Source organism: Pseudomonas arsenicoxydans, from assembly GCF_006438915.1.
Lineage (GTDB): Bacteria > Pseudomonadota > Gammaproteobacteria > Pseudomonadales > Pseudomonadaceae > Aquipseudomonas > Aquipseudomonas arsenicoxydans_A.
This window is the reverse complement of sequence record NZ_RCZE01000001.1, coordinates 220,851-244,295: the sequence shown is the minus strand read 5'-3', so window position 1 is coordinate 244,295 and position 23,445 is coordinate 220,851. Positions and strand designations below refer to the sequence as shown.

At 60.3% G+C, this 23,445-nt stretch carries 22 protein-coding genes; 14 read left to right on the top strand and 8 right to left on the bottom strand.

The features are described from left to right. Positions 1–201 precede the first annotated feature (201 nt). Complete coding sequence (locus tag EAH78_RS01090; protein ID WP_140664386.1) at positions 202–1,167, top strand: GlxA family transcriptional regulator; 966 nt, start codon at positions 202–204, stop codon at positions 1,165–1,167. Positions 1,168–1,302: 135 nt separating this feature from the next. On the opposite strand, the gene EAH78_RS01085 is transcribed toward EAH78_RS01090, so the two are convergent. Together EAH78_RS01085 and EAH78_RS01080 are read right to left on the bottom strand one after the other, a co-directional pair. Further along, entirely contained in the window at positions 1,303–3,714 is a 2,412-nt protein-coding gene (locus tag EAH78_RS01085) for a penicillin acylase family protein (protein ID WP_140664384.1), read from the bottom strand. A 103-nt stretch (positions 3,715–3,817) separates the two neighbouring features. Then, complete coding sequence (locus EAH78_RS01080) at positions 3,818–4,396, bottom strand: DUF6436 domain-containing protein (RefSeq protein ID WP_140664380.1); 579 nt, start codon at positions 4,394–4,396, stop codon at positions 3,818–3,820. 96 nt (positions 4,397–4,492) lie between these two features. On the opposite strand from EAH78_RS01080, the gene EAH78_RS01075 reads away from it, so the two are divergent. Then, complete coding sequence (locus EAH78_RS01075) at positions 4,493–5,440, top strand: alpha/beta hydrolase (RefSeq protein ID WP_140664376.1); 948 nt, start codon at positions 4,493–4,495, stop codon at positions 5,438–5,440. Positions 5,441–5,561: 121 nt separating this feature from the next. On the opposite strand, the gene EAH78_RS01070 is transcribed toward EAH78_RS01075, so the two are convergent. Further along, positions 5,562–6,314, bottom strand: coding sequence for a DUF2059 domain-containing protein (locus EAH78_RS01070; RefSeq protein WP_140664373.1), 753 nt, complete (start codon positions 6,312–6,314; stop codon positions 5,562–5,564). Between the two features lie 108 nt (positions 6,315–6,422). Here EAH78_RS01070 and EAH78_RS01065 point away from each other — a divergent pair, with 108 nt between their 5' ends. Both EAH78_RS01065 and EAH78_RS01060 read left to right on the top strand, forming a co-directional pair. Beyond that, entirely contained in the window at positions 6,423–7,055 is a 633-nt protein-coding gene (locus EAH78_RS01065) for a 2OG-Fe(II) oxygenase (RefSeq protein ID WP_140664371.1), read from the top strand. A gap of 2 nt (positions 7,056–7,057) precedes the next feature. Then, positions 7,058–7,543, top strand: a complete 486-nt coding sequence (locus EAH78_RS01060) for a DUF523 domain-containing protein (RefSeq protein ID WP_140664368.1) — start codon at positions 7,058–7,060, stop codon at positions 7,541–7,543. 138 nt (positions 7,544–7,681) lie between these two features. Here EAH78_RS01060 and EAH78_RS01055 read toward each other — a convergent pair whose 3' ends face one another. Then, positions 7,682–8,266: a transporter substrate-binding domain-containing protein gene (locus EAH78_RS01055; protein ID WP_140664365.1), complete on the bottom strand. Its 585-nt coding sequence runs from the start codon at positions 8,264–8,266 to the stop codon at positions 7,682–7,684. 135 nt (positions 8,267–8,401) lie between these two features. On the opposite strand from EAH78_RS01055, the gene EAH78_RS01050 reads away from it, so the two are divergent. Then, entirely contained in the window at positions 8,402–8,827 is a 426-nt protein-coding gene (locus EAH78_RS01050) for a DUF4399 domain-containing protein (RefSeq protein WP_140664363.1), read from the top strand. 63 nt (positions 8,828–8,890) lie between these two features. Here EAH78_RS01050 and serA read toward each other — a convergent pair whose 3' ends face one another. Beyond that, entirely contained in the window at positions 8,891–10,120 is a 1,230-nt protein-coding gene (gene serA, locus EAH78_RS01045) for a phosphoglycerate dehydrogenase (protein WP_140664360.1), read from the bottom strand. Between the two features lie 204 nt (positions 10,121–10,324). On the opposite strand from serA, the gene EAH78_RS01040 reads away from it, so the two are divergent. From EAH78_RS01040 to EAH78_RS01025, 4 genes are all read left to right on the top strand, one after another. After that, positions 10,325–11,719: an FAD-binding oxidoreductase gene (locus EAH78_RS01040; RefSeq protein ID WP_140665612.1), complete on the top strand. Its 1,395-nt coding sequence runs from the start codon at positions 10,325–10,327 to the stop codon at positions 11,717–11,719. A gap of 37 nt (positions 11,720–11,756) precedes the next feature. Next, positions 11,757–12,422 (top strand): fumarylacetoacetate hydrolase family protein, encoded by a 666-nt coding sequence (locus tag EAH78_RS01035; protein ID WP_140664356.1) that lies wholly within the window; start codon positions 11,757–11,759, stop codon positions 12,420–12,422. 268 nt (positions 12,423–12,690) lie between these two features. Next, entirely contained in the window at positions 12,691–13,617 is a 927-nt protein-coding gene (locus tag EAH78_RS01030; RefSeq protein WP_140664353.1) for an SdiA-regulated domain-containing protein, read from the top strand. A gap of 103 nt (positions 13,618–13,720) precedes the next feature. Continuing rightward, positions 13,721–14,638 (top strand): SdiA-regulated domain-containing protein, encoded by a 918-nt coding sequence (locus EAH78_RS01025; protein WP_140664350.1) that lies wholly within the window; start codon positions 13,721–13,723, stop codon positions 14,636–14,638. 262 nt (positions 14,639–14,900) lie between these two features. Here EAH78_RS01025 and rpiA read toward each other — a convergent pair whose 3' ends face one another. Beyond that, positions 14,901–15,575 carry a ribose-5-phosphate isomerase RpiA gene (rpiA, locus tag EAH78_RS01020; protein ID WP_140664347.1) on the bottom strand — a complete coding sequence of 225 codons (675 nt, stop codon included), beginning with the start codon at positions 15,573–15,575 and terminating at the stop codon, positions 14,901–14,903. A 345-nt stretch (positions 15,576–15,920) separates the two neighbouring features. Here rpiA and ilvA point away from each other — a divergent pair, with 345 nt between their 5' ends. Together ilvA and EAH78_RS01010 are read left to right on the top strand one after the other, a co-directional pair. Then, the gene (gene ilvA / locus EAH78_RS01015) at positions 15,921–17,435 is read left to right on the top strand and encodes a threonine ammonia-lyase, biosynthetic (protein ID WP_140664344.1); all 1,515 of its coding nucleotides are present in this window, start codon (positions 15,921–15,923) and stop codon (positions 17,433–17,435) included. 39 nt (positions 17,436–17,474) lie between these two features. Beyond that, positions 17,475–17,900, top strand: coding sequence for a DUF2269 domain-containing protein (locus EAH78_RS01010; protein ID WP_140664339.1), 426 nt, complete (start codon positions 17,475–17,477; stop codon positions 17,898–17,900). 111 nt (positions 17,901–18,011) lie between these two features. On the opposite strand, the gene EAH78_RS01005 is transcribed toward EAH78_RS01010, so the two are convergent. After that, positions 18,012–18,668: an HAD family hydrolase gene (locus EAH78_RS01005; RefSeq protein WP_140664335.1), complete on the bottom strand. Its 657-nt coding sequence runs from the start codon at positions 18,666–18,668 to the stop codon at positions 18,012–18,014. Between the two features lie 143 nt (positions 18,669–18,811). On the opposite strand from EAH78_RS01005, the gene EAH78_RS01000 reads away from it, so the two are divergent. Continuing rightward, on the top strand, positions 18,812–19,291 hold the full coding sequence (locus EAH78_RS01000; RefSeq protein ID WP_007945562.1) for an RNA pyrophosphohydrolase: 480 nt from the start codon (positions 18,812–18,814) through the stop codon (positions 19,289–19,291). A gap of 22 nt (positions 19,292–19,313) precedes the next feature. Next, positions 19,314–21,593 carry a phosphoenolpyruvate--protein phosphotransferase gene (gene ptsP / locus EAH78_RS00995; RefSeq protein WP_140664332.1) on the top strand — a complete coding sequence of 760 codons (2,280 nt, stop codon included), beginning with the start codon at positions 19,314–19,316 and terminating at the stop codon, positions 21,591–21,593. Positions 21,594–21,714: 121 nt separating this feature from the next. Here the strand turns inward: ptsP and EAH78_RS00990 are convergent, their stop codons facing one another. Continuing rightward, positions 21,715–22,461, bottom strand: coding sequence for an NRDE family protein (locus EAH78_RS00990; protein ID WP_140664328.1), 747 nt, complete (start codon positions 22,459–22,461; stop codon positions 21,715–21,717). A 124-nt stretch (positions 22,462–22,585) separates the two neighbouring features. Here EAH78_RS00990 and EAH78_RS00985 point away from each other — a divergent pair, with 124 nt between their 5' ends. Then, the gene (locus tag EAH78_RS00985; RefSeq protein ID WP_140664324.1) at positions 22,586–23,368 is read left to right on the top strand and encodes a sulfite exporter TauE/SafE family protein; all 783 of its coding nucleotides are present in this window, start codon (positions 22,586–22,588) and stop codon (positions 23,366–23,368) included. Positions 23,369–23,445 lie beyond the last annotated feature (77 nt).

The following is a 23,445-nucleotide window of genomic DNA, read 5'->3' as shown; positions in this document are numbered from 1 at the left end:
CTCGCTTGTTGTGCGTGGATTGGCTAAGTTTGACGGCAGTGAATGAGCTTTTGTGGCGAGGGGGCTTGCCCCCGTTGGAGTGCGTAGCGCTCCCAGCTTTTTGGGGCCGCTGCGCAGCCCAACGGGGGCAAGCCCCCTCGCCACAAAAGCCCCCTCGCCACAGGTCCGCGCCAAATTCGATACTAGAGGGCGTTTGTTTCCATGAGTAAAACCGTCGCCATCGTGGTCTTCGCCGGCGTTCAGTCCCTGGACGTCACCGGTCCCATGGATGTGTTCTCTGAAGCCAATCGTTTCCTCGAACCACAAGACCACTACCGGTTGGAGGTGATCGGCGTCGAGCGCGGGATGATGCCGTGTTCCAACGGTCTGTCGCTCAATGCTCACCGGCATTTCAGCGAAGCGCTTGAGGCGCATGACCTGTTGCTGGTAGCCGGTGGACCGCAGTTGCCGTTCATGGAGTTCGGTGCGGCATTCGATAGTTGGCTGCGAGGTGCTTGCGCGCGGGCGCAACGCTTTGGCTCGATCTGCAATGGCGCCTTCATCCTCGCCCGGGCCGGATTGCTCGAGGGGCGAACCGTGACCACCCACTGGGGCGACGCTGCCGCGCTGGCGCAGTTGTGCCCGTCGACCCAGGTCGAGGCGGATCGTTTGTACGTGCAGGACGGCGAGCTCTACACCTCGGCCGGGGTCACGGCGGGGATCGATTTGTCGTTGTATCTGCTGGCCATGGACCACGGACCGGAAGTCGCGCTGAACGTGGCCAAGCGTCTGGTGGTGTTCACCCAGCGCTCAGGCGGGCAATCGCAGTTCAGCCCGTTCCTCACGCCCCACGCCGAGCCCACCTCTGCCGTGGCGCTGGTTCAGCTTTACGTGCTGGCCAACCTCACCGGCGACCTGACCATCGCGGACCTGGCGAACGCGGCCAACATGAGCACCCGCAATTTCTCCCGGGTGTTCGCCAAGGAAGCCAAAATCACCCCGGCGGAGTTCGTCGAACGGGCGAGGGTGGATGCGGCGCGTGTGCTGCTGGAGAGCACGCATTCGCCGCTCAAGACCGTGGCCTACCAATGTGGATTTCGCGATGCCCAGCACATGCGCAGCGTGTTCAACCGCCGATTGGGGGTAACGCCACAGCAGTTCAGGCTGAATTTTTCTGCGATGGTTTGATCTGGATTTTTTGCTGTCTGTCAGGGCCTCTTCGCGAGCAAGCCCGCTCCCACATTTGACCGTGCCCGTCCGGACACTTCGGTCAAATGTGGGAGCGGGCTTGCTCGCGAAGGCGTCAGTCCAGACAGCAAAAATCTAAGGCGCAGCCCGCGCCGGCAAAAACTTCAACGTACTGCGCGTATTGGCCGTGACTTCTTCGTCGTTGAAATGCGCTTCGTAATACACCCCTTCGACATACGCCTCGGCCTGGTCGTCGTAGTGACTGTCGAACGGTACGCCGCTCTGGCCGACCGGGTTGATGGTCAGGCTGTGGGCCGGGTCGGCAAAGTCCACCAGACGCCGCGTCGACGGGCCGTAAGTCACCGGCCAGGGCGCCGGACCGATTTTGGCCGAGAGGTTGTTCGGCACTTCGTGGGTACCGGGTGCGTCGAACGGCCCGACGTTGAAGACCCGATCCAGCGGCTTCTGCACGCCCAGTGGATGACCATGGGTCAGGGTATGCGCCGCGCCCCACTGCCACTGCGCCGAATCCGCGCCGAGGGTGGTTTTGAGGTGGGCGATGGTCGCTTGCCAGGCCACCTTGACCGTGTCGGCGCGGGTTTCCTTGCCGAGGGTGTTGCGGTTGTCCCACCACGGTGAATCAGGCGTGGCAGCGAGGCGCGGCAGCGCGGCATCGATCACCCGGGTCGAGAGCAAAGTCTCGAAAAAATCATTGCCCAGTTCATCGTGCATCGTCGCGTCAGCGAGGTTGAACAGGAACTGGTTGAACAGCGTGGCGCTGGTCGAATCGAGCGGGTAATCACCTTTCCACTGCGCCAGTTGCTCCACCAGTTTCAATTCGGCCGGATCAGTTACCCCTTCACGCAGCACCGGCAACAACGGCGCCAGCAACCGTGGACCGTAGGCGGTGGTGGTGCCCAGTTGCAGCTTCTGACTGGCATCGATGTCCCACTTCACGTTTTTGTCGCTGAGCTGGCGATTAAGCTGCTGACCGCGATCGGCCAGGTTGTAGTAACCGGGAATCTCCATGCCGGTCGGCGACAGCGGCTGGAAGTTGGCCGAGACGATGTAGCCGCGCGCCGGGTTCTCTTCCTGCGGGTTGGCGCTGAACGGGTAGAAACCGTCCTTGTCCGGCTGATTGGTGCTGCCGTCGAGGATGAAACCGGGTTTCACTCCGGCCGCGCGCTTGGGCAGCAGCGCCGAAGCCCACCAGCCAATGTCGCCCTTGGCGTTGGCGTAGACGATGTTCAACCCCGGTGCCTGAACCTTGGCCGCAGCGGCGCGCGCCTTGGCCAGCGTGTCGGCGCGGTTGAGCTGATAGAAACCGTCGAGAATCGGGTTCGGCGTTTCAAGGAACGCCCACCACATCGCCACCGGCGTCTTGCCGGCCGCGGTGCCGAGTGCATCGTTGATGATCGGGCCGTGGGGCGATTGACGCAGCGTCAGCTTGACCGCTTCCTGTCCCTTCACGACGATCTGCTGCTCCGTGGTGACCATGTCCACCCACTTGCCGCGATACGAGACCTGGTTCGGGTTGTCCGGGTTGGTTTTCTCGGCGATCAAGTCCAGGTCGTCGTTCTGGAACATGGTCAGGCTCCAGCCGAAGTCCAGGTTGTTGCCCAGAAACGCAAACGGTACCAACGCTTGATGGTGACCGTACAGCTCAAAGCCCGGCGCCGAGAGTTGCGCCTCGTACCAGACTGCCGGCACGGAAAAACGAATATGCGGGTCGCCGGCCAGCAGCGGTTTGCCGCTTTTGGTGCGGTTGCCTGAAATCACCCAGGCGTTACTGCCCTCGAATTGCGGCAGGCCGTTGTCGGCCAGTGCCTGTTCGCTCAAGCGGGCGAGGGCGTTCAGGTCTTTCCAGTCGCTGGAGGACAGGATTGGCGCAGGCTTGGAATGCCCTTGGGCCAGGACGCCTTTGGGCTGCCAATCGAGGTCGAAGATGTTCAGGTAGTCGGCGCCCAATTGGTCGCGCACGAAAGTCAGCAACGGCTCGGTGCGAAACGCCGCGGCAAAGCTGTACGCCATGTAACCGGCGACGCTGATGCTGTCTTGCGCGGTGAACGGGCGTTTGTGGATGCCCAGCACGTCGAACTCGACAGGCGCAGCGTGCGTGTCCTGATATTGATTGATGCCGTCCAGATAGGCTTCCAGGGCCTTCCACGCCGGTGACTGCCGATCCAGCGCGGCGACGTAACTGTCAGCGCGTTCGCGGATACGCAGGCTGCGGAACAGTTTGTCGGTGTCGATCAGTTTCGGGCCGAGGATCTCTGCCAGTTCACCACGGGCCAGGCGCCGCATGGCTTCCATCTGGAACAAGCGGTCCTGGGCCTGGACATAGCCGAGGGTGCGGTAGAGGTCGGCTTCGTTCTCTGCGCGAATATGCGGTACACCGCGCTCGTCGTAGCGCACGCTCACCGAACCATGCAGGCGTTGCAACTCCACCTGGCCCTGGCGCGTCGGCTGCTTGCTGTACACGTACCCGCCGACGCCGATGACGAGCACGACAATCAGCATGGCCAGTACGGTCAGGACGCGTTTCATGGTGACTCCTTGTTCTTATTGGATTGCCGCCCGTGTGGGCTGCAAACATGTAGCACAGACCTCCTGTGCCGGGCATCGCGGTCCTGCAAAAGTCAGTAATGACTTATTTCACTTCAACCGGCCACGGGCAGTAGCAACCGATGGCCAGCGTATGCGTTGCATTCACTGCGCGACCTTCGCTCAGGGCTTGCAGGATGGGTTCGATAAAGCTGTTACTCGAATTGCAGGTCAGGCCTTCGCTGTACGGGCCGAAATACGCCAGTTTGCCGCTGCGATCCCAGATCGCCACAGCCGGGCTGGCGGGGATCTGTTCGGAGCCGGGCAGGACGACGATGCTTTTAAGGCTGCTTAAGGTGCTCGGCAACTGGCCGTGACTGCCGGGTTTTTGCACGGCGTAAAACTCGACGCCCTGCGGCACATAGCGTTCAACCAGTTCGCTCAGGTGTTGCTGATTGCCGACGTTGCACGGGCAGGCCGGGTCCCAGAAGTGCACGAGGCGGATGGCGCCGGGGCCGGCGAGGTCGTCGGGCAGGCGCAGCGGGTCGCCGGAGAATACTGCGGTGTGTTCGCTGAACGCACGCAAGTAGCGCCCTTGAAACCAGTCATACGCGGCCCACAGGACGCCGGCACACACGAGGGCGAGCAGGCTGGCAAGCAGTGTGGTGCGGTAGGCCGGGCGCATGGGTTTCATCCTCGAAGGCCGGCTAGCTTGCCATGCTTGCTGCGACAGATGAATATCGCAGGCCTATAAAGTCCGTTTAACGCTCTGGAATCCTTCATGTCAGCCACGTTTTCCCCCGATCATTTGCGCGCCAGCCTGCGGCCATTGGCCGAAGGACAGGCGCTGTCGACCGAGGCGATGGCGTATCAGCATTTTTACGGGCTGGATTTTCCGGGTCGTACGCTGCGAAGCGGGCTGGGGCGTTTCGAGGTCGATGGTTATCAATTGGTCAGCCAGTTCTGGTGGCCGGAGTGGGCGAAGGCGACGCTGTTCCTGTTCCACGGTTTCTACGATCACACCGGGCTATACCGCCATGTGATCGAGTGGGCGCTGGATCAGGGGTTCGCCGTGATCGCCTGCGACCTGCCGGGGCATGGGCTGTCCAGTGGCGAGCGGGCGAGCATCAAGGAATTCGCCGAGTATCAGGACACACTGCAAGGGTTGTTCGCCGAGGCGTTGTCCATTGATCTGCCGCAGCCGTGGCACTTGTGCGGGCAGAGCACGGGCGGGGCGATCGTGATCGATCATGTGCTCAACCATGGCGCGAACAGTCCGGCTCAAGGCCAGGTGATCCTGTTGTCGCCTCTGGTGCGGCCGCGTGCCTGGGGGTGGTCAAAGCTCAGCTATTACCTGCTCAAGCCATTCGTCAGAGCCATCGCCCGACGCTTCAGCGAGAACTCCAACGACCCTGATTTCCTGCCATTCCTGCAGGCCGATCCGTTGCAGCCGCTGCGCTTGCCAACGGCGTGGGTCGGGGCGTTGTCACGCTGGATCAAGCGAATCGAAGCGGCGCCGAACAGTCCGCGTCGGCCACTGATCGTGCAGGGGCAAGCGGACATGACGGTGGATTGGGAGCATAACCTTGGGGTGTTGAAGGCCAAGTTCGATCGGCCTCAGGTGTTGATGTTGCCAGAGGCGCGGCATCATCTGGCGAATGAGACGCGGGTGATGCGGGAGGAGTATTTCGGGTTTTTGAGCAAGCGGATTAAAGGCCGGAATCTTTAGCGACAGTGATGGCCCCTTCGCGAGCAAGCCCGCTCCCACACTTGACCGCATTTTTCTGGGCGAACTCGGTTAAATGTGGGAGCGGGCTTGCTCGCGAAGGCGATCTCCCAGGCGCCGCAAATTATTGGCTGAGGTTCGAAGTGCTTTGCCCCACCGCCAACCCCGCCCGGATCGCCGCCAGCGCCGCCTGGTAATACGACTGGCCCTCGGTCGACTCGGCAAACGTGGCGAACTCTTCCAGTTCGTTGTCCGACAGGTCGCGATAGACATACAGCAGCGTGTTGTTCAAGTCGCTGCCGATCTGGTCCATCAAGCGCTGACGCTGTCCGTTCAACATCCCTTGCGCCTGTCCACCACCGAGCAACCCGGGGATCATTGAACTCAGGCTGTCAGCCGCGACACCGGCAATCGCCAGGCTGACTTCAGCCCCCGCCTCGCGAGCGGGCAGCGCCTGGGCCAGATGGCCGATGATCAGTTGACGGCTGTCGCTGGCCTGCATCTTCGGCAGGCCCTTGGCGTTTTTCGCCAGTTGGTCGCGACGGGTTGCCAGCAATTCGGCAGCCACGACTTTCTTGCCCAGAGGCGATTGAAAGAAGGTCAGTGCAGGTTTTGGATCGGCGAGGCTTTTGCGTAATTGTGCTTCAGCACGTTGATCAACGGACTGCGGAGCGAAACGCTGATTGCTGTTGTTGACCAGCGCCTGAAACACCGCCGGTGGCAGGCTGCTCTCGTAGCGTTGTTGTGCGGCCGTCAGCGCGTCGTTGAAATGCGCGCGTTGGTCTGGCCAACCGGCGACCTTGTACAACTGGTCGTGGCCGTCTGCCCAAGCGGGCAAGGCACAGAGCATCAACAGTGAAAAAAGCAAACGGCGCATAGGGACTCCTGTCAGCAGGCGACTATTCTCCGTGTGGCATCCTAACTTGTCGAGAATTCGTATCAACCCGCTGCGTGGCTCTGTCGGATTTTCAGGCACAGGAATACTATGCGCGGCATGCAAATACCCTCTGATCACCCGCTGCTGTTACGTATCGTTGACGACCTGGCTGCACACGGCTGGTCGCAACAGAACATTTTCCTGCCTGAGGATCTGACCCGGGCGCTGGCGGCCGAGTGCCGTAAACGTGCGGCCGAGGGTGAACTGGCTCCTGCGGCGGTAGGCCGAGGGCCGTCATCGGAGGTTCGCGAGGGGATTCGCGGCGACCATATCCAGTGGATCGACCCCGGGCAGGCCGAGGCGTGCGACAGCTATCTGGGATTGATGGACAGCCTGCGCGAAGCGATGAATCGTGGTTTGTTTTTGGGCCTGGAGGATTTCGAAAGCCATTTCGCGCTGTACCCGCCCGGTGCGTTTTACCTCAGACACGTTGACCGTTTTCGCGATGACGATCGGCGCATGGTCTCGGCAGTGGTGTACCTCAATGAAGGTTGGCTGCCCGAGCACGGCGGACAGTTGCGCATGTATCGGGAGGAAGACCGGGCCTACGATGTGGAACCTGTCGGCGGCTGCCTGGTGGTGTTCCTGTCGGGCGAAGTGCCCCACGAAGTTTTGCCCGCGACCCGGGATCGCCTGTCGTTGACCGGCTGGTTCCGACGTCGGGGCAACGAGCCATTCTGATCATGCACAAGATTCTGGTCAGCCGCTGCCTGCTGGGCCACCGCGTACGCTACGACGGCGGGGCGAGCGGGCCATTCGATCGGCTTCAGCAGTGGCTGGATGAAGGTCGGGTCGTCCCGTTGTGCCCCGAAGTGGCTGGCGGCTTGCCGACACCGAGGGCGGCGGCGGAAATTCCCGGCGGCCAGGGCGCGCAAGTGCTGGACGGCCACGCCCGCGTGATCACCACCGAGGGTGAAGATGTCAGTGCCGAGTTTCTGTCCGGGGCTTATCAGGCGCTAGAACTGGTGCATAAGCACGGCATACGCATTGCCGTGCTTAAGGCCAATAGCCCGTCTTGCGGGAATTTGCTGACGTATGACGGAAGCTTCAGCGGTGTGAAGGTGGCGGGTGAAGGTGTGACGGCGGCGTTGCTCAAGCGCAATGGTGTGCTCGTCTTCAGCGAGCTGGAGTTGCCGCAAGCGGCGGCAGCCCTGACAACCTTAGTCTGAAGACCAATACAAAACTAATGTGGGAGCGGCGGTGCGACGATTCGACTTGCTCGCGAAGGCGGAGTGCCAGACACGTTGATGTCGACTGACACTCCGCCTTCGCGAGCAAGCCCGCTCCCACATTAGATCTTCAGTGCCTTATGGTTTCGGCGCCGCGCTTGCATCCGCCCCAAACCACTTCTTCTCCAGCGCGGCCATCCGGCCATCGCTCTTGATCCGCTGCAGCGCATTTTCCAGGCTGGCATGAAACGCCGGGTTGCCTTTCTGAAATGGAATCGCCAAACCCACCGGCAGGCTGGCCTTGGGCTTCTCTTGCGCAAACGACTGCACCAGCAGCATCGAGCGCGGTTCTTCTTTCTGCGCGATCAATTGCGCTTTGGTTTGAAGGTAAGGCTCGCTGAAATCGAAACGATCCTTCAAATCCGGGGTCATTGCTATGTGGTTGATGGCGACGTCGTACTTGCCGCTTTCAACGCCGGTCAACAGATCGCCCGAATCGGTGACGACGAAGTCGGCGCGGACATCGAGCTCGTTGGCCAGCAGTTGGCCCAGCTCGACTTCGAACCCGCTGAGTTTGCCTTCATCCTTGAAATTGAAGGGCGGTGTATTAGCCTCAAGAGCAATGCGCAGTTCACCACGGTCGTTGATGTCGTCAATCAGTTCGGCATGAGCCAAAGGGCTCAAAAGGGGTAGCAGGCAGATCAGGCCAGGCAAAAAGCGCATGGTCACTCCTTTGAATTCATTATCGCGATGCTCTGGATCAGGCTCGCTTTGCTATGGTTGTCGAGTGCCTTCGACAACGATTGACCATGAAGTTGTCATGGTCACGCGGATTTTACGAAAAAACTGGAGAAGAGAATGAAAACGTTTATGTCACGTGCTGCGTTGGCTGGTCTTCTGATGGGGGTGTCGATGCTGGCATCCGCCGCTACCCCCGCGCCGGCAGGTGCTTCCGTGAGTATCGTTGAACCTGCCAGCGGTGCCGTTGTGGATACTAAATTCAAGGTCAAGTTTGAAGTCAAAGGTATTGCGCTGGCTCCGGCAGGCGACGCCACCGCGCACACTGGCCATCATCACCTGCTAGTCGACGCCGCAAGCACGATCCCCGCAGGTACTGTAATTCCGGCAGATGCCAACCATATTCATTTCGGCAAGGCTCAGACCGAAACCGAGCTGGAGCTGACGCCGGGCAAGCACACGTTGCAGCTGGAGCTGGGTGACAAGAACCACATGGCGTTCGATCCGCCAATCGTTTCGGAAAAGATTACCGTGACAGTTAAATAACTGTTCCGCAGGCATGAAAAAGGAGACCCGAAGGTCTCCTTTTTTTTGTCGCTCAAGTCGCTATCAGAACAACACGCGGCAACGAATGGTGCCGTTGATGTGCTGGAGTTTCTCTTGGGCGATTTCCGAGTAGTCGGCGTCGACGTCGATCACGACGTAGCCGACTTTCTCGTTGGTCTGCAGGAACTGACCGGAGATGTTGATGCCGTTTTCGGCGAACACCTTGTTGATCTCGCTCATCACACCCGGAATGTTCTCGTGGATGTGCAGCAGGCGGTGCTTGCCAGGGTGAGCCGGCAGGGCCACTTCCGGGAAGTTCACCGACGATACGGACGTACCGTTGTCACTGTACTTGACCAGTTTTTCTGCCACTTCCAGACCGATGTTGGCTTGCGCTTCAGCGGTGGAACCACCGATGTGCGGGGTCAGGATCACGTTGTCCAGGCCACGCAGCGGGCTTTCGAACTCTTCGTCGTTGGAGCGAGGCTCCACCGGGAACACGTCGATGGCCGCGCCGATCAGGTGCTTGTCCTTGATCGCGTCCGCCAGGGCGTCCAGTTCGACCACGGTGCCGCGAGCAGCGTTGATCAGGATGCCGCCCTTCTTGATCGCGCGGATTTCCTTCTCGCCCATCATCCACTGGGTCGCAGCGGTTTCCGGTACGTGCAGGGTGACGATGTCGGACATGGCCAGCAATTCGTGCAGGTTGCCGACCTGGGTGGCGTTACCCAGTGGCAGCTTGGTCACGGTGTCGTAGAAGTACACTTGCATGCCCAGGCCTTCAGCCAGGACCGACAGTTGAGTACCGATCGAACCGTAACCGACGATGCCCAGCTTCTTGCCGCGGATCTCGAAGGAGTTGGCCGCGCTCTTGATCCAGCCGCCACGGTGGCAGGAAGCGTTCTTCTCAGGGATGCCGCGCAGTAGCAGGATCGCTTCGGCCAGCACCAGCTCGGCGACGGAGCGGGTGTTGGAGTACGGTGCGTTGAACACCGCAATCCCGCGTTCGCGTGCTGCGTTCAGGTCAACCTGGTTGGTGCCGATGCAGAAACAGCCGACAGCGACCAGCTTCTTCGCGTGATCGAAGATCTCTTCGGTCAATTGAGTGCGCGAGCGAATGCCGATGAAGTGCGCATCAGCGATCTTTTCCTTCAGCTGGGCTTCCGGCAGAGAACCGGTGAGGTACTCGATGCTGGTGTAGCCCGCCGACTTGAGAACGTCGACAGCCGATTGGTGGACGCCTTCGAGAAGAAGGAACTTGATCTTGCTCTTATCGAGAGAAGTCTTGCTCATCTGCGTAAACCTGTATCCCGGAGAAAAATGGCAGGAAATAGCCAGCAGACGCTGACCCGGACGGCAAGAAAGCCGTCACCGCAGAATGGCCGTTGGGCACTATGCTGCGGGGTCGGTATGCTAGCATACGCACCCCGCTAAACACTCATTCCTGCGACGTGAAGCGTTCTCAGGATGACCATGAATTGTTCGAGAGTTCTGTCGATGACCAATCCTGCGCTGATTGATGAGCTGAAGACCCTGGTTGAGCCTGGCAAGGTGCTGACCGATGCCGACTCCCTGAATGCTTACGGTAAGGATTGGACCAAGCATTACGCCCCGGCCCCGACTGCCATCGTGTTTCCCAAGACCACCGAGCAGGTGCAGGCCATTGTCCGTTGGGCCAATGAACACAAGGTGGCGCTGGTGCCATCCGGCGGCCGTACCGGGCTTTCCGCCGCGGCCGTGGCGGCCAATGGCGAAGTGGTCGTGTCGTTCGACTACATGAACCAGATTCTCGATGTGAACCTCACCGACCGCACGGCCGTTTGTCAGCCGGGCGTCGTGACAGAGCATTTGCAGAATGTCGCTGAAGAGAAAGGCCTGTACTACCCGGTAGACTTCGCTTCGGCAGGTTCGAGCCAGATTGGCGGCAATATCGGCACCAATGCCGGCGGGATCAAGGTCATTCGCTACGGCATGACCCGTAACTGGGTTGCCGGCATGAAAGTCGTGACCGGCAAGGGCGACGTGCTGGAACTGAACCGCGACCTGATCAAGAACGCCACCGGCTATGACCTGCGTCAGCTGTTCATCGGCGCCGAAGGCACCCTCGGTTTTGTGGTCGAAGCGACCATGCGTCTGGATCGCGCCCCGAAAAACCTCACAGCGATGGTCCTCGGTACTACCGATTTCGACTCGATCATGCCGGTGTTGCACGCATTCCAGAGCAAACTCGACCTGACCGCCTTCGAATTCTTCTCCGACAAGGCCCTGGCAAAAGTCATGGCCCGCGGCGATGTCCCGGCACCGTTCGAAACCGACTGCCCGTTCTACGCGCTGCTGGAATTTGAAGCGACCACCGAAGAAGTGGCCAACCACGCGCTGGAAACCTTCGAGCACTGCGTCGAGCAGGGCTGGGTGCTGGACGGCGTGATGAGCCAGAGCGAAACCCAGCTGCAGAACCTCTGGAAGCTGCGCGAATACATTTCCGAAACCATTTCCCACTGGACGCCGTACAAGAACGACATTTCGGTCACCGTGTCGAAAGTCCCGGCGTTCCTCAAGGAAATCGACGCGATCGTCGGCGAACATTACCCGGACTTCGAAATCGTCTGGTTCGGCCACATCGGCGACGGCAACCTGCACTTGAACATCCTCAAGCCGGAAAACCTGAGCAAGGATGAGTTCTTCGCCAAGTGCGCGACTGTGAATAAGTGGGTGTTCGAAACCGTCGAGAAGTACAACGGTTCGATTTCCGCCGAGCACGGCGTGGGCATGACCAAGCGTGATTACTTGACCTACAGCCGCTCGCCGGTGGAGATCGAGTACATGAAAGCGGTAAAAGCGGTGTTCGACCCGAACGGCATCATGAACCCGGGCAAGATCTTCGCTGTTTGACTGTTGAATTTAAGAGCTACGAACCAGGAGTCGGTCCATGAGCTATCAGCACCAGTATGTCGACGGTACGCGTATTCATTTCCCGCTGGGGAAAGTGGTGTGCATCGGCCGTAACTACGCCGAACACGCCAAGGAACTGGACAACCCGGTGCCTACCGAGCCGCTGCTGTTCATCAAGCCGGGCAGTTGCGTAGTGCCGCTGGAAGGCGGTTTCGCCATTCCAACCGAGCGCGGTTCGGTGCACTACGAAGCGGAAATCGCCGTGTTGATCGGCAAGCCGCTGTCGACAAAACCAAGCCGTGAAGAAGTGCTGGACGCTATCTCCGGTTTCGCCCCGGCACTGGACCTGACGCTGCGCGACAAGCAGGCCGAGTTGAAATCCAAGGGTCTGCCATGGGAAATCGCCAAGTCGTTCGACGGCGCGGCGGTGATCGCGCCGTTCGTGTCCGGCAGCACCTTTGCGGACCTGACCGACATCGGTATTCGCCTGACCATCAACGGCGAAGTGCGCCAGGATGGCAACAGCAGCGCGATGCTCAACCCGATCGTGCCGATGATCCAGCACATGGCTGGCTGCTTCTCACTGCAGGCCGGTGACGTGATCCTGACCGGAACGCCAGTGGGCGTTGGTCCGTTGAATGTCGGCGATGACATTGTTCTGGAACTGCCCGGCGCCAGTAGCTTCACCAGCAGCGTGCGCTAGTCGCTACACCGCTGAACCAGTGTGGGAGCGGGCTTGCTCGCGAATGCGGTGTGTCAGGCAACATTAATGTCGTCTGATACACCGCATTCGCGAGCAAGCCCGCTCCCACATTGGTATTTGGTGGTTTCAAGTCCTGCGACAGATAGGGCAATCCCGCCATTTCCCGTTTTTTTCACATTTCGTCTGGATAATTCCGGGGCTCGCGGCGCCTGAGCCGGCCCCAATTGTGCTATTACCCCTAGCCTGAACTTCTGGAACGCATCCCTCAATGGCCACCCCACCGCTGTCCACGCTCAAAACAACCCGCCGCTCGCGCTTCGCGATGCGCTGGTATGCCTGGCTGTTGCTGGTGGCGGTCATCGCGTACGGCGTTGCCTTTGCGATGCATTGGGACAGTCGCGGCGTGCTCTGGGTGAAAGAGCAGTTCACAAGTCCGGCCGAGCGTCAGGCCAGTATCTGGCTTCCTGACTACCGGGCAGTGATCGATGCCAAGCTGCTGCCGGGCATGGAAAAGGACGAGGCATCGGATCTCGCCTACGACCCTCAGACCAAAACGCTGTTTTCGGTGATGGGCAAGAATCCGTTTCTGGTTGAGCTGAACCTTCAGGGCGATGTGCTGCGCAAAATGCCGCTGGTGGGCTGGAGCAACCCGGAAGGCGTCACCGTGCTGGGCAACGGCCTGCTGGCGATTGTCGATGAGCGCGAACACCTGATCACCGTCGTCAAGGTCGATGCCAACACCCGTGAATTGAACATCGCCGACTTTACGAAGTACGACCTCGGGCCTTCGAAAGACCAGAACAAGGCCTTTGAAGGGGTTACCTGGGATTCGCAAAACCAGCAGTTGCTGTTGGGCGAAGAGCGCCCGCCGGCCTTGTTTGCCTGGAAAGGTGACGGCCGGGTCCTGACCGGTGACAAGCTGAAGCTGGCCAGTCATGCGCTGGACATGCGCAACCTGTCGGCCCTGGCCATCGACCCGCGCACGGGGCACATGCTGGTGCTGTCCGCCGACTCTCACTTGTTGATGGAACTGGACAAAAAGGGTGAGCAAGTCAGCTTCATCGCCCTGTTGGGCGGCTTCAATGGTCTGAAAAATACCATTCCACGGGCCGAAGGCGTGACCATGGACGAGGCGGGCAACTTGTACATGGTCAGTGAACCCAACCTGTTCTACCGCTTCGAAAAGCAGAAATAATCGCCACACCCCCGCGGTTGTGGTCGCAAGCCGCTGGCCATTAAGCTTGAATTCACACGGGCGTGATATTTCATCCGCCCGTTTTGTTTTCGAGCTCGCCTGAATGCGCCGACTTGCCCGTCCCAAACCCCTCGTTTTGATCCTGTTGGTGATTGCGCTGATCGCTCTGGTTGCGGTCGGCCAATACTTGCGCCTGTTTGAGCGTGCCTGGTTCAACCTGCAGACGCTTTGGCAGCCGCAGAGCAGTGAATCCATCGGCCTGGATCAATACCGGGTGGACATCGAGGCACGGGTGATCGACGGGCTGCACGATAACGTCTCGGCGCTGACGTTCGATCCGGTGCGCAAAAGCCTGTTCACGGTCACCAATAAAGACTCCGAGCTGATCGAGCTGTCCCTGGAGGGCAAAATCCTTCGGCGCGTGGCATTGATCGGCTTTGGCGACCCTGAGGCGGTGGAATTCATCAGTGCCGACACTTATGTGATTACGGATGAGAGCCAGCAGCGGCTGATCAAGATTCACTTGGAACCGGACACGACTTTTCTCGACGGGGCGGATGCCGAGCAGATGGTCCTCGGCGTGCACATGGGCAGTAACAAGGGTTTTGAAGGGCTGGCTTACGATTCGGTGGGCAAACGGTTGTTCGTCGCCAAGGAGCGCGACCCGATGCTGATCTACGAAGTGCAGGGCTTCCCGCATTACAACCCGGAGAAATCCTACGCCGTGCACGTGGTGAACAACCCCAAGCGCGACGCCGGGATGTTTGTGCGAGACCTGTCGAGCCTGCAATACGACGAACGCAGCGGCCATTTGCTGGCGCTGTCCGACGAATCGCGGCTGATTATTGAGCTGGATGTGGATGGGCGTCCGCTGAGTACGATGTCACTGAGCAAGGGGCGCCAAGGCCTGCAAAAGACCGTGCCGCAAGCGGAAGGCATCGCGATGGACGACGACGGCACGATGTACCTCGTCAGCGAGCCGAACCTGTTCTACGTCTTCAAAAAACCCGCACAACCCTAAAAACACCCAAAAACAAATGTGGGAGCGGGCTTGCTCGCGAATGCGGTCTGTCATTCAACATCTTTGTTGGCTGACACGACCTCTTCGCGAGCAAGCCCGCTCCCACATTAAATCGGTGCCATGCGCAGTTTCTGTGTGCGCCACAAACCATTGTGGGAGCCGGGCTTGCCCGCGATGAGGTCGTGTCAGTCGATAAACAGGTGACTGATATACCGCCATCGCGGGCAAGCCCGGCTCCCACAGGTTTTGTTTTGTATGTGGATTACTTGGCGCGCAGGGTTTTCACGCCTTCGCTGGTGCCCAGCAGCAACAAGTCCGCCGGACGCGCCGCGAACAGGCCATTGGTGACCACGCCAACAATCGCGTTGATCTGGCGTTCCAGTTCAACCGGGTTAGTGATCTGCATGTTGAACACGTCGAGGATGATGTTGCCGTTGTCGGTCAGCACGCCTTCGCGGTAAACCGGGTCGCCGCCCAGCTTCACCAGCTCGCGGGCCACGTGGCTGCGGGCCATCGGGATCACTTCGACCGGCAGCGGGAACTCGCCGAGCACCGGCACCAGTTTGCTGGCGTCGGCGATGCAGATGAAGGTCTTGGCCACGGCCGCGACAATCTTCTCGCGGGTCAGGGCTGCGCCACCGCCCTTGATCAGGTTCAGGTGCGCGTCGCTTTCATCAGCGCCGTCGACGTAGAACTCCAGGTCGCTGACGGTGTTCAGCTCATACACCGGAATGCCGTGGCCCTTGAGGCGGGCAGCGGTGGCTTCGGAGCTGGCGACCGCGCCATCGAACGCGCCTTTGTGCTTGGCCAGGGCGTCGATGAAGCAGTTGGCGGTGGAGCCGGTGCCGACCCCGACGATGCTCTTGTCGTCGAGTTTCGGGAGGATGAAGTCGACAGCGGCCTGAGCCACTGCCTGTTTGAGTTGATCCTGGGTCATGCGGGCTCCGAGGTGCCGAAGGAGGAAACTAAAGGCCGGCATTATAGGCTTCGAGGCGGGGAAGGTCATTGCCCGATTGACTGATGAGGTGCGTGGGGAGCGATGCGGCCCCTGTGGCGAGGGAGCTTGCTCCCGCTCGGCTGCGAAGCAGTCGTAAACCTGTCTGCACGGTATGTCTGAAAGAATGCAAAGGGACCGCTTTGCGCTCCAGCGGGAGCAAGCTCCCTCGCCACAATGGGGTCGTAATGTCTGCGAAGGCTAAAACCACCTGTTTAGTGTGGTCGCCCGCCCGAAAGCCGGGTTAGACTCCTTGGCCCTGCCCAACCCGCTCAGTGATGCTTTCCGATGCTCGAACAGTACGTCAAAAAGATCCTCACCTCGCGCGTTTATGACGTTGCCGTAGAAACCCCATTGCAGACTGCCCGCCAGCTTTCCGAGCGGCTGGGCAACAATATCTGGCTCAAGCGTGAAGACTTGCAGCCGGTGTTCTCGTTCAAGATTCGCGGCGCTTACAACAAGCTGACCCAGTTGAGCGATGAAGAACGTGCTCGCGGCGTGGTCACGGCGTCGGCGGGCAATCATGCGCAAGGCCTGGCCCTGGCGGCGAAAGTGTTGGGCGTGAAAGCCACCATCGTCATGCCCAAGACCACCCCTGAAATCAAAGTCGAAGGCGTGCGTTCGCGCGGCGGCAAAGTGGTGCTGCACGGGGATTCGTTCCCGGAAGCCCTGGCCTACTCGCTGAAGCTGGTCGACGAAAAAGGCTACGTCTACATCCACCCTTACGACGATCCCCACACCATTGCCGGGCAGGGCACCGTGGCGATGGAGATTCTGCGCCAGCACCCTGGCCGTCTCGACGCGATCTTCGTTCCGGTCGGTGGTGGCGGCCTGATCGCCGGCATCGCGGCCTATGTGAAATACCTGCGCCCGGAAATCAAAATCATCGGCGTCGAACCGGACGACTCCAATTGCCTGCAAGCCGCGATGGCGGCTGGCGAGCGCGTGGTATTGCCGACCGTGGGCATCTTCGCCGACGGCGTGGCGGTGGCGCAGATTGGCCAGCACACGTTCGATATCTGCAAAGACTATGTCGATGACGTGATCACGGTCAGCACCGACGAAATCTGCGCGGCGATCAAGGATATCTACGACGATACCCGCTCGATTACCGAGCCGGCCGGCGCGCTGGGCGTGGCGGGAATCAAGAAATACGTCGAGCAGAATGGCGTCACTGGCCACACCTTTGTCGCCATCGACTCCGGCGCCAACGTCAACTTCGACCGTTTGCGCCACGTCGCCGAACGCGCCGAGCTGGGCGAGGGCCGTGAAGCGATCATCGCCGTGACCATCCCCGAGAAACCGGGCAGTTTCAAGGCGTTCTGCGAAGCCATCGGCAAGCGCCAGATCACCGAATTCAACTACCGCTACAACACCGGCAGCGAAGCGCACATCTTCGTTGGCGTGCAGACTCACCCGGAAACCGATCCGCGCAGTGCGCTGCTGGCGAGCCTGACCGAGCAGGGCTTCCCGGTGCTGGACCTGACCGACAACGAACTGGCCAAGTTGCACATCCGCCACATGGTCGGCGGTCGTGCGGCCCACGTGGTCGATGAAGTGATCCTGCGCTTCGAATTCCCGGAGCGTCCGGGCGCGTTGTTCAACTTCCTCAACAAGCTGGGCGGGCGCTGGAACATCTCGATGTTCCATTACCGCAATCACGGTGCGGCAGACGGTCGTGTGGTCGCGGGCCTGCAAGTGCCTCACGACGAACGTCATCTGGTGCCGGCCGCGCTGGAAGAAATTGGTTACCCGTACTGGGACGAAAGCGATAACCCGGCCTATAAGCTGTTTCTGGGCTGAGCGGCTACGCTGATGGGCAGGCCATAAGGAAATCGGACAATGGAAACGTTAACTGCCCTGAAAGTGGCGCACATGGTTGCAACGGCGGTGTTGCTGATCAGTGCGTTGGGCCTGGGGATCTGGGTTTTTATCGCGCGCCGCAAAGGTGACGCGACAGTCGGCAGCCGTACCCTGCAACGGCCACGGGTGTTCATCTGGCTGCTGATGGGGTTGGCGCTGTTGAGCATGCCGTTCACCGGCTGGGGGATGGTCCATCTGGTGGGCTGGCCGTTGGGGCAGACGTGGTTGTTGGCGTCGAGTGTGCTTTACACCGTGGCGGCGTTGGCCTGGTTTTGGCTGTTGGTGCGGCTTAACAAATTGCGCAAGGCGCCGGGTGGGGTGGGGAGATTTACCTTTGCCTTGGCGTTGTTCAGTTTTGTCTGCTTTATCGCCATTGCGGGGTTGATGGGCGCCAAACCTGTGTAGGGCTTGAAATCCAGTTGACCCCTTCGCGAGCAAGCCCGCTCCCACATTTAACCGCGTTCTCCCAGAGGAATGCGATCAAGTGTGGGAGCGGGCTTGCTCGCGAAGGCGATATCAATCGCGCAACGAAATAACCGGCCAGCCACGCTTCTGGGCCTCGGCCCGCAAGTTAGGATCAGGATCCACCGCCACCGGATTCGCCACCTGCTCAAGCAGCGGCAAATCATTCATCGAGTCGCTATAGAAATAGCTGTCCTCCAACGAATGCCCCGTCTCTTCCAGCCAACGATTCAACCGCGTCACCTTGCCTTCGCGAAAGCACGGGACATCAGTGCTGCGCCCGGTATAACGGCCATCGACCATTTCGCACTCGGTGGCGATCAAGGTTTCAACCCCCAGGCGCTGGGCAATCGGCCCGGTCACGAAGCGGTTGGTCGCGGTGATGATCACCAGTTTGTCGCCGGCATCGCGATGCTTCTTCAGCAGTTCGATAGCCTGCGGCAACACGATCGGTTCGATGCAATCGCGCATGTAATCGAGGTGCCATTGATCCAGCGTGGCCATCTCGGTGCGCCCGAGCACTTCCAGGCAGAAGTTCAGGTAAGCGTCGTTATCCAGCTTGCCAGCCAGGTAATCCTGATAGAACTCGTCGTTGCGTGCCTTGTAGGCGACGGCGTCGAGAAAGCCGCGCTCGCACAGGTAATCGCCCCAGGCGTGGTCACTGTCGCCGCCCAGCAGGGTGTTGTCCAAGTCGAATAAAGCCAGACGCATTGCAGTTACTCGCTGAAAAGTCTGTAGAAAGGCGCCCAGAATACGGACTTTTCACAAGAGTGCACATAAGGTCGGTCGGCGCGTTGCTGCTTTCACAACCTTTGTGGAACAATGCGGCGACATGCGTTTGCGAGGTTGTTGCCGTGATCGACCCCGATGGTTTCCGCCCCAATGTCGGGATCATTCTCACGAATGATGCCGGACAGGTGCTATGGGCTCGCCGTATCAATCAAGATGCCTGGCAGTTTCCTCAGGGCGGTATCAACCCGCAGGAGACGCCGGAAGACGCCTTGTACCGCGAGTTGAACGAAGAAGTGGGTCTGGAGCGCGAAGATGTTGAAATTCTCGCCTGCACCCGGGGCTGGTTGCGCTATCGTTTGCCGCAACGTCTGGTCCGTACCCACAGCCAACCGCTGTGCATCGGCCAGAAACAGAAATGGTTTCTCCTGCGCCTGATCTCCAACGAGCAGCGGGTGCGGATGGATTTGACCGGTAAACCGGAATTCGATGGCTGGCGCTGGGTCAGCTATTGGTATCCGTTGGGCCAGGTGGTGACATTCAAGCGCGAGGTGTATCGACGCGCTCTCAAAGAGCTTGCCCCGCGCCTTTTAACGCGCGACTGACGACGGAGTTCGACCCCGAGCCATGCTCAATACGCTGCGCAAGATCGTCCAGGAAGTTAACTCCGCCAAGGATCTCAAGGCGGCGTTGGGCATTATTGTATTGCGCGTCAAAGAGGCCATGGGCAGCCAGGTCTGCTCGGTCTATCTGCTTGACCCCGAGAGCAACCGCTTCGTGCTGATGGCCACCGAGGGCTTGAACAAGCGCTCGATCGGCAAAGTCAGCATGGCGCCCAACGAAGGTCTGGTCGGCCTGGTCGGCACGCGTGAAGAACCGCTGAACCTCGAAAACGCTGCGGATCACCCGCGCTACCGCTACTTCGCCGAGACTGGTGAAGAGCGCTACGCCTCCTTCCTCGGGGCGCCGATCATTCACCACCGCCGCGTCGTCGGCGTGTTGGTCATTCAGCAAAAAGAACGCCGCCAGTTCGATGAAGGTGAAGAAGCCTTCCTCGTGACCATGAGCGCGCAGCTTGCCGGCGTAATCGCCCACGCCGAGGCCACCGGTTCGATTCGCGGCTTGGGCCGTCAGGGCAAAGGCATCCAGGAAGCCAAGTTCGTCGGCGTGCCGGGTTCGCCGGGTGCGGCGGTCGGTACGGCGGTGGTCATGCTGCCACCGGCTGATCTGGACGTGGTGCCGGACAAGACCATCGTCGATATCGACGCCGAACTGGGGTTGTTCAAAACCGCCATCGAAGGTGTGCGCGCCGACATGCGCGCGTTGTCGGCCAAATTGGCTTCGCAGCTGCGTCCCGAAGAGCGGGCCTTGTTCGACGTCTATTTGATGATGCTCGACGATGCCGCGCTGGGCAACGAAGTCACCACCGTGATCAGGACCGGCCAGTGGGCCCAGGGTGCGTTGCGCCAAGTGGTCACTGAGCACGTCAACCGTTTCGAATTGATGGACGACGCCTACCTGCGTGAGCGCGCCTCGGACGTCAAGGACCTTGGCCGCCGCTTGCTGGCGTACCTGCAGGAAGAGCGTCAGCAGAATCTGGTTTACCCGGAAAAAACCATTCTGGTCAGCGAAGAGCTGACGCCGGCGATGCTCGGCGAGGTGCCGGAAGGCACGCTGGTCGGCCTGGTATCGGTCCTCGGCTCGGGTAACTCCCACGTCGCGATCCTCGCCCGTGCGATGGGCATCCCGACGGTGATGGGGCTGGTCGACCTGCCGTACGCCAAGGTCGACGGCATCGAATTGATCGTCGATGGCACCCGCGGCGAGGTCTATACCAACCCCAGCGAAGTGTTGCGCAAGCAATTCGCCGAGGTGGTGGAAGAAGAGAAACAACTGGCGCTCGGTCTCGACACCCTGCGCGACTTGCCGTGCGTGACCCTCGATGGTCATCGCATGCCGCTGTGGGTCAACACCGGCCTGCTGGCGGACGTGGCGCGGGCGCAGAAGCGTGGCGCCGAAGGCGTGGGTCTGTACCGCACCGAAGTGCCGTTCATGATCAACCAGCGGTTTCCAAGCGAAAAGGAGCAGCTGGCGATCTACCGCGAGCAGCTCGCCGCGTTCCATCCGCAACCGGTCACCATGCGCAGCCTGGACATCGGCGGCGACAAGGCGTTGTCGTACTTCCCGATCAAGGAAGACAACCCGTTCCTCGGCTGGCGCGGGATTCGCGTCACGCTTGATCATCCGGAAATCTTCCTGGTGCAGACCCGCGCCATGCTCAAGGCCAGTGAAGGCTTGAACAACCTGCGGATCCTGCTGCCGATGATCTCCGGCACCCACGAACTCGAAGAAGCCCTGCACCTGATTCACCGCGCCTGGGGCGAAGTCCGCGACGAAGGCACCGACGTGCCGATGCCGCCGATTGGCGTGATGATCGAGATTCCGGCGGCGGTGTATCAGACCAAGGAACTGGCGCGGCAAGTGGACTTCCTGTCGGTCGGCTCCAACGACCTGACCCAGTACCTGCTGGCCGTGGACCGCAACAACCCGCGGGTGGCCGACCTTTACGACTACCTGCACCCGGCGGTGCTTCAGGCGTTGCAGAACGTCGTGCGTGATGCCCATGCCGAAGGCAAGCCGGTGAGTATCTGCGGCGAGATGGCCGGTGACCCGGCTGCTGCGGTGCTGTTGATGGCAATGGGCTTCGACAGCCTGTCGATGAACGCCACCAACTTGCCGAAAGTGAAATGGATGCTGCGTCAGATCAACCTGAGCAAGGCCAAGGAGTTGCTCGCGGAACTGATGACCATCGACAACCCGCAAGTTATCCACAGCTCGCTGCAACTGGCGCTGAAAAACCTTGGGTTGGCGAAGATGATCAATCCGGCTTCGGTCAAGACCCTCTAAACCTGTTGCGGACCCTTCGCGAGCAAGCCCGCTCCCACTTTCGACCGCATTCTTCTGGGAGAAATCGGTTAAATGTGGGAGCGGGCTTGCTCGCGAAGAGGCCAGTCCAGACAACACACAACTAAAGCCTGATCTCCACTTCCCCCAGATGCCCGCCATACGGCCCGAAACTCCTTTCGACCATATGCCGCGTCCCATCCGCCTGAACAATCAACGCCGTACTCGCCCGCGTCCCGTAACTCTGGCTGGCAATAAACACACTCGACAACAACGTCTCGGTCGCCAACCCGACCCCGGTATCCGGCAGATCAACAAACGGTGCCGTCTGCGAATCCCCCAATAACGCCAATAAAGCCTGCGGCTGCGGGTCCTCCAACACTGCTTCCAGCGCCGCCCGCGCCTTGAGCAATTTCGGCCATGGCGTATCGAGCCCGGCGTTCGACAGTCCGTAAACACCCGGGGGCAGCATCACCGCCTCAGACTCCCGCGCATTGAAGTGCCACAGCTCGTTGGCATTGCCCATCAGCAGATTAAACCCGGCATATTCGATGGAACGTCGGACAACATCGCTCAAATAGTCATCAATCGAGCGGTCACCCAACAGAAACCCCGCCACCAGTTCACCGCGCGATTTTCGCGATGGCGGCTGATGCGGATCACGAATATTGGTCAGTGCCGCAAAGCGCCCATTGGCGCCAAGACCCAGCCAGGTGCCGCCGGCTTCCAGGTCTCGGCCGGCATAAACGTTGGGCGCTTCGGGCCATTGCGCCAGGGGCAGGCTCGGGCGGGCATAGAATTCGTCGCGGTTGGCCGCCACGATCAGCGGCTGGGCGTGGCCGGGCCGCCAGGCGAAGACAATCAGGCACATAAGGTGGTCCTTGTGTGTTTTTTGCTCACTCTACGCAGTCCTCGCCCGTCGTTCCATCGCCTCGCGCAGTGGAGCGTTGACCCCTCCATCCGTTACCATGCCCCACTTCTTCGGGGATGCATCCATGGAATTTCTGCTTTACCTGGCGCTCGGCGCCTGCGCAGGCGTGCTGGCCGGGCTGTTCGGGGTCGGCGGCGGGATCATCATCGTCCCCGTGTTGGTCTTCAGTTTCACCTTGCAGGGCTTTGACGCATCGATCCTGACCCATCTGGCGGTCGGTACGTCCCTGGCGACGATTATCTTTACCTCGGTCAACGCCGTACGCGAACACCATCGCCGTGGCGCGGTGCGTTGGCCGATTTTCGTGTGGATGACCGTCGGCATTCTGATGGGTGCCGGTTTCGGGGCGCTGACTGCCGAAGCGATCTCCGGCCCGAATTTGCAGAAGATCATCGGTGTGTTCGCCCTGGTCATCGCCGCGCAATTGGCGCTGGAGGTCAAACCCAAGGCCAGCCGAACGGTGCCGGGCAAACTCGGTCTGACCCTGGCCGGTAGTGTGATTGGTTGGGCTTCGGCGATTTTCGGGATTGGTGGCGGCTCCTTGACCGTGCCGTTCCTGACCTGGCGCAGTGTGCCGATGCAGCAAGCCGTGGCCACTTCATCGGCCTGCGGTCTGCCGATTGCCTTGGCCAGTGCATTAAGTTTCATGATTCTGGGCTGGCACGATCCGTTGCTGCCGGCCCATAGTCTCGGTTTTATCTATTTGCCGGCGCTGCTGGGGATTGCCCTGACCAGCATGGTGTTCGCCCGTATCGGCGCGCGACTGGCCCACAAGCTGTCGCCGAAGTTGCTGAAAAGACTGTTTGCCGCTTTGCTGTTCTGCGTTGGCCTGAGCTTTCTGCTCTGACACGCGTCGCAATCCTGGCTTAATCCTGAGGTGGCAGCGTCGCCCGGGAATTCTGGTTTCAACTCTAACGAGGAGTC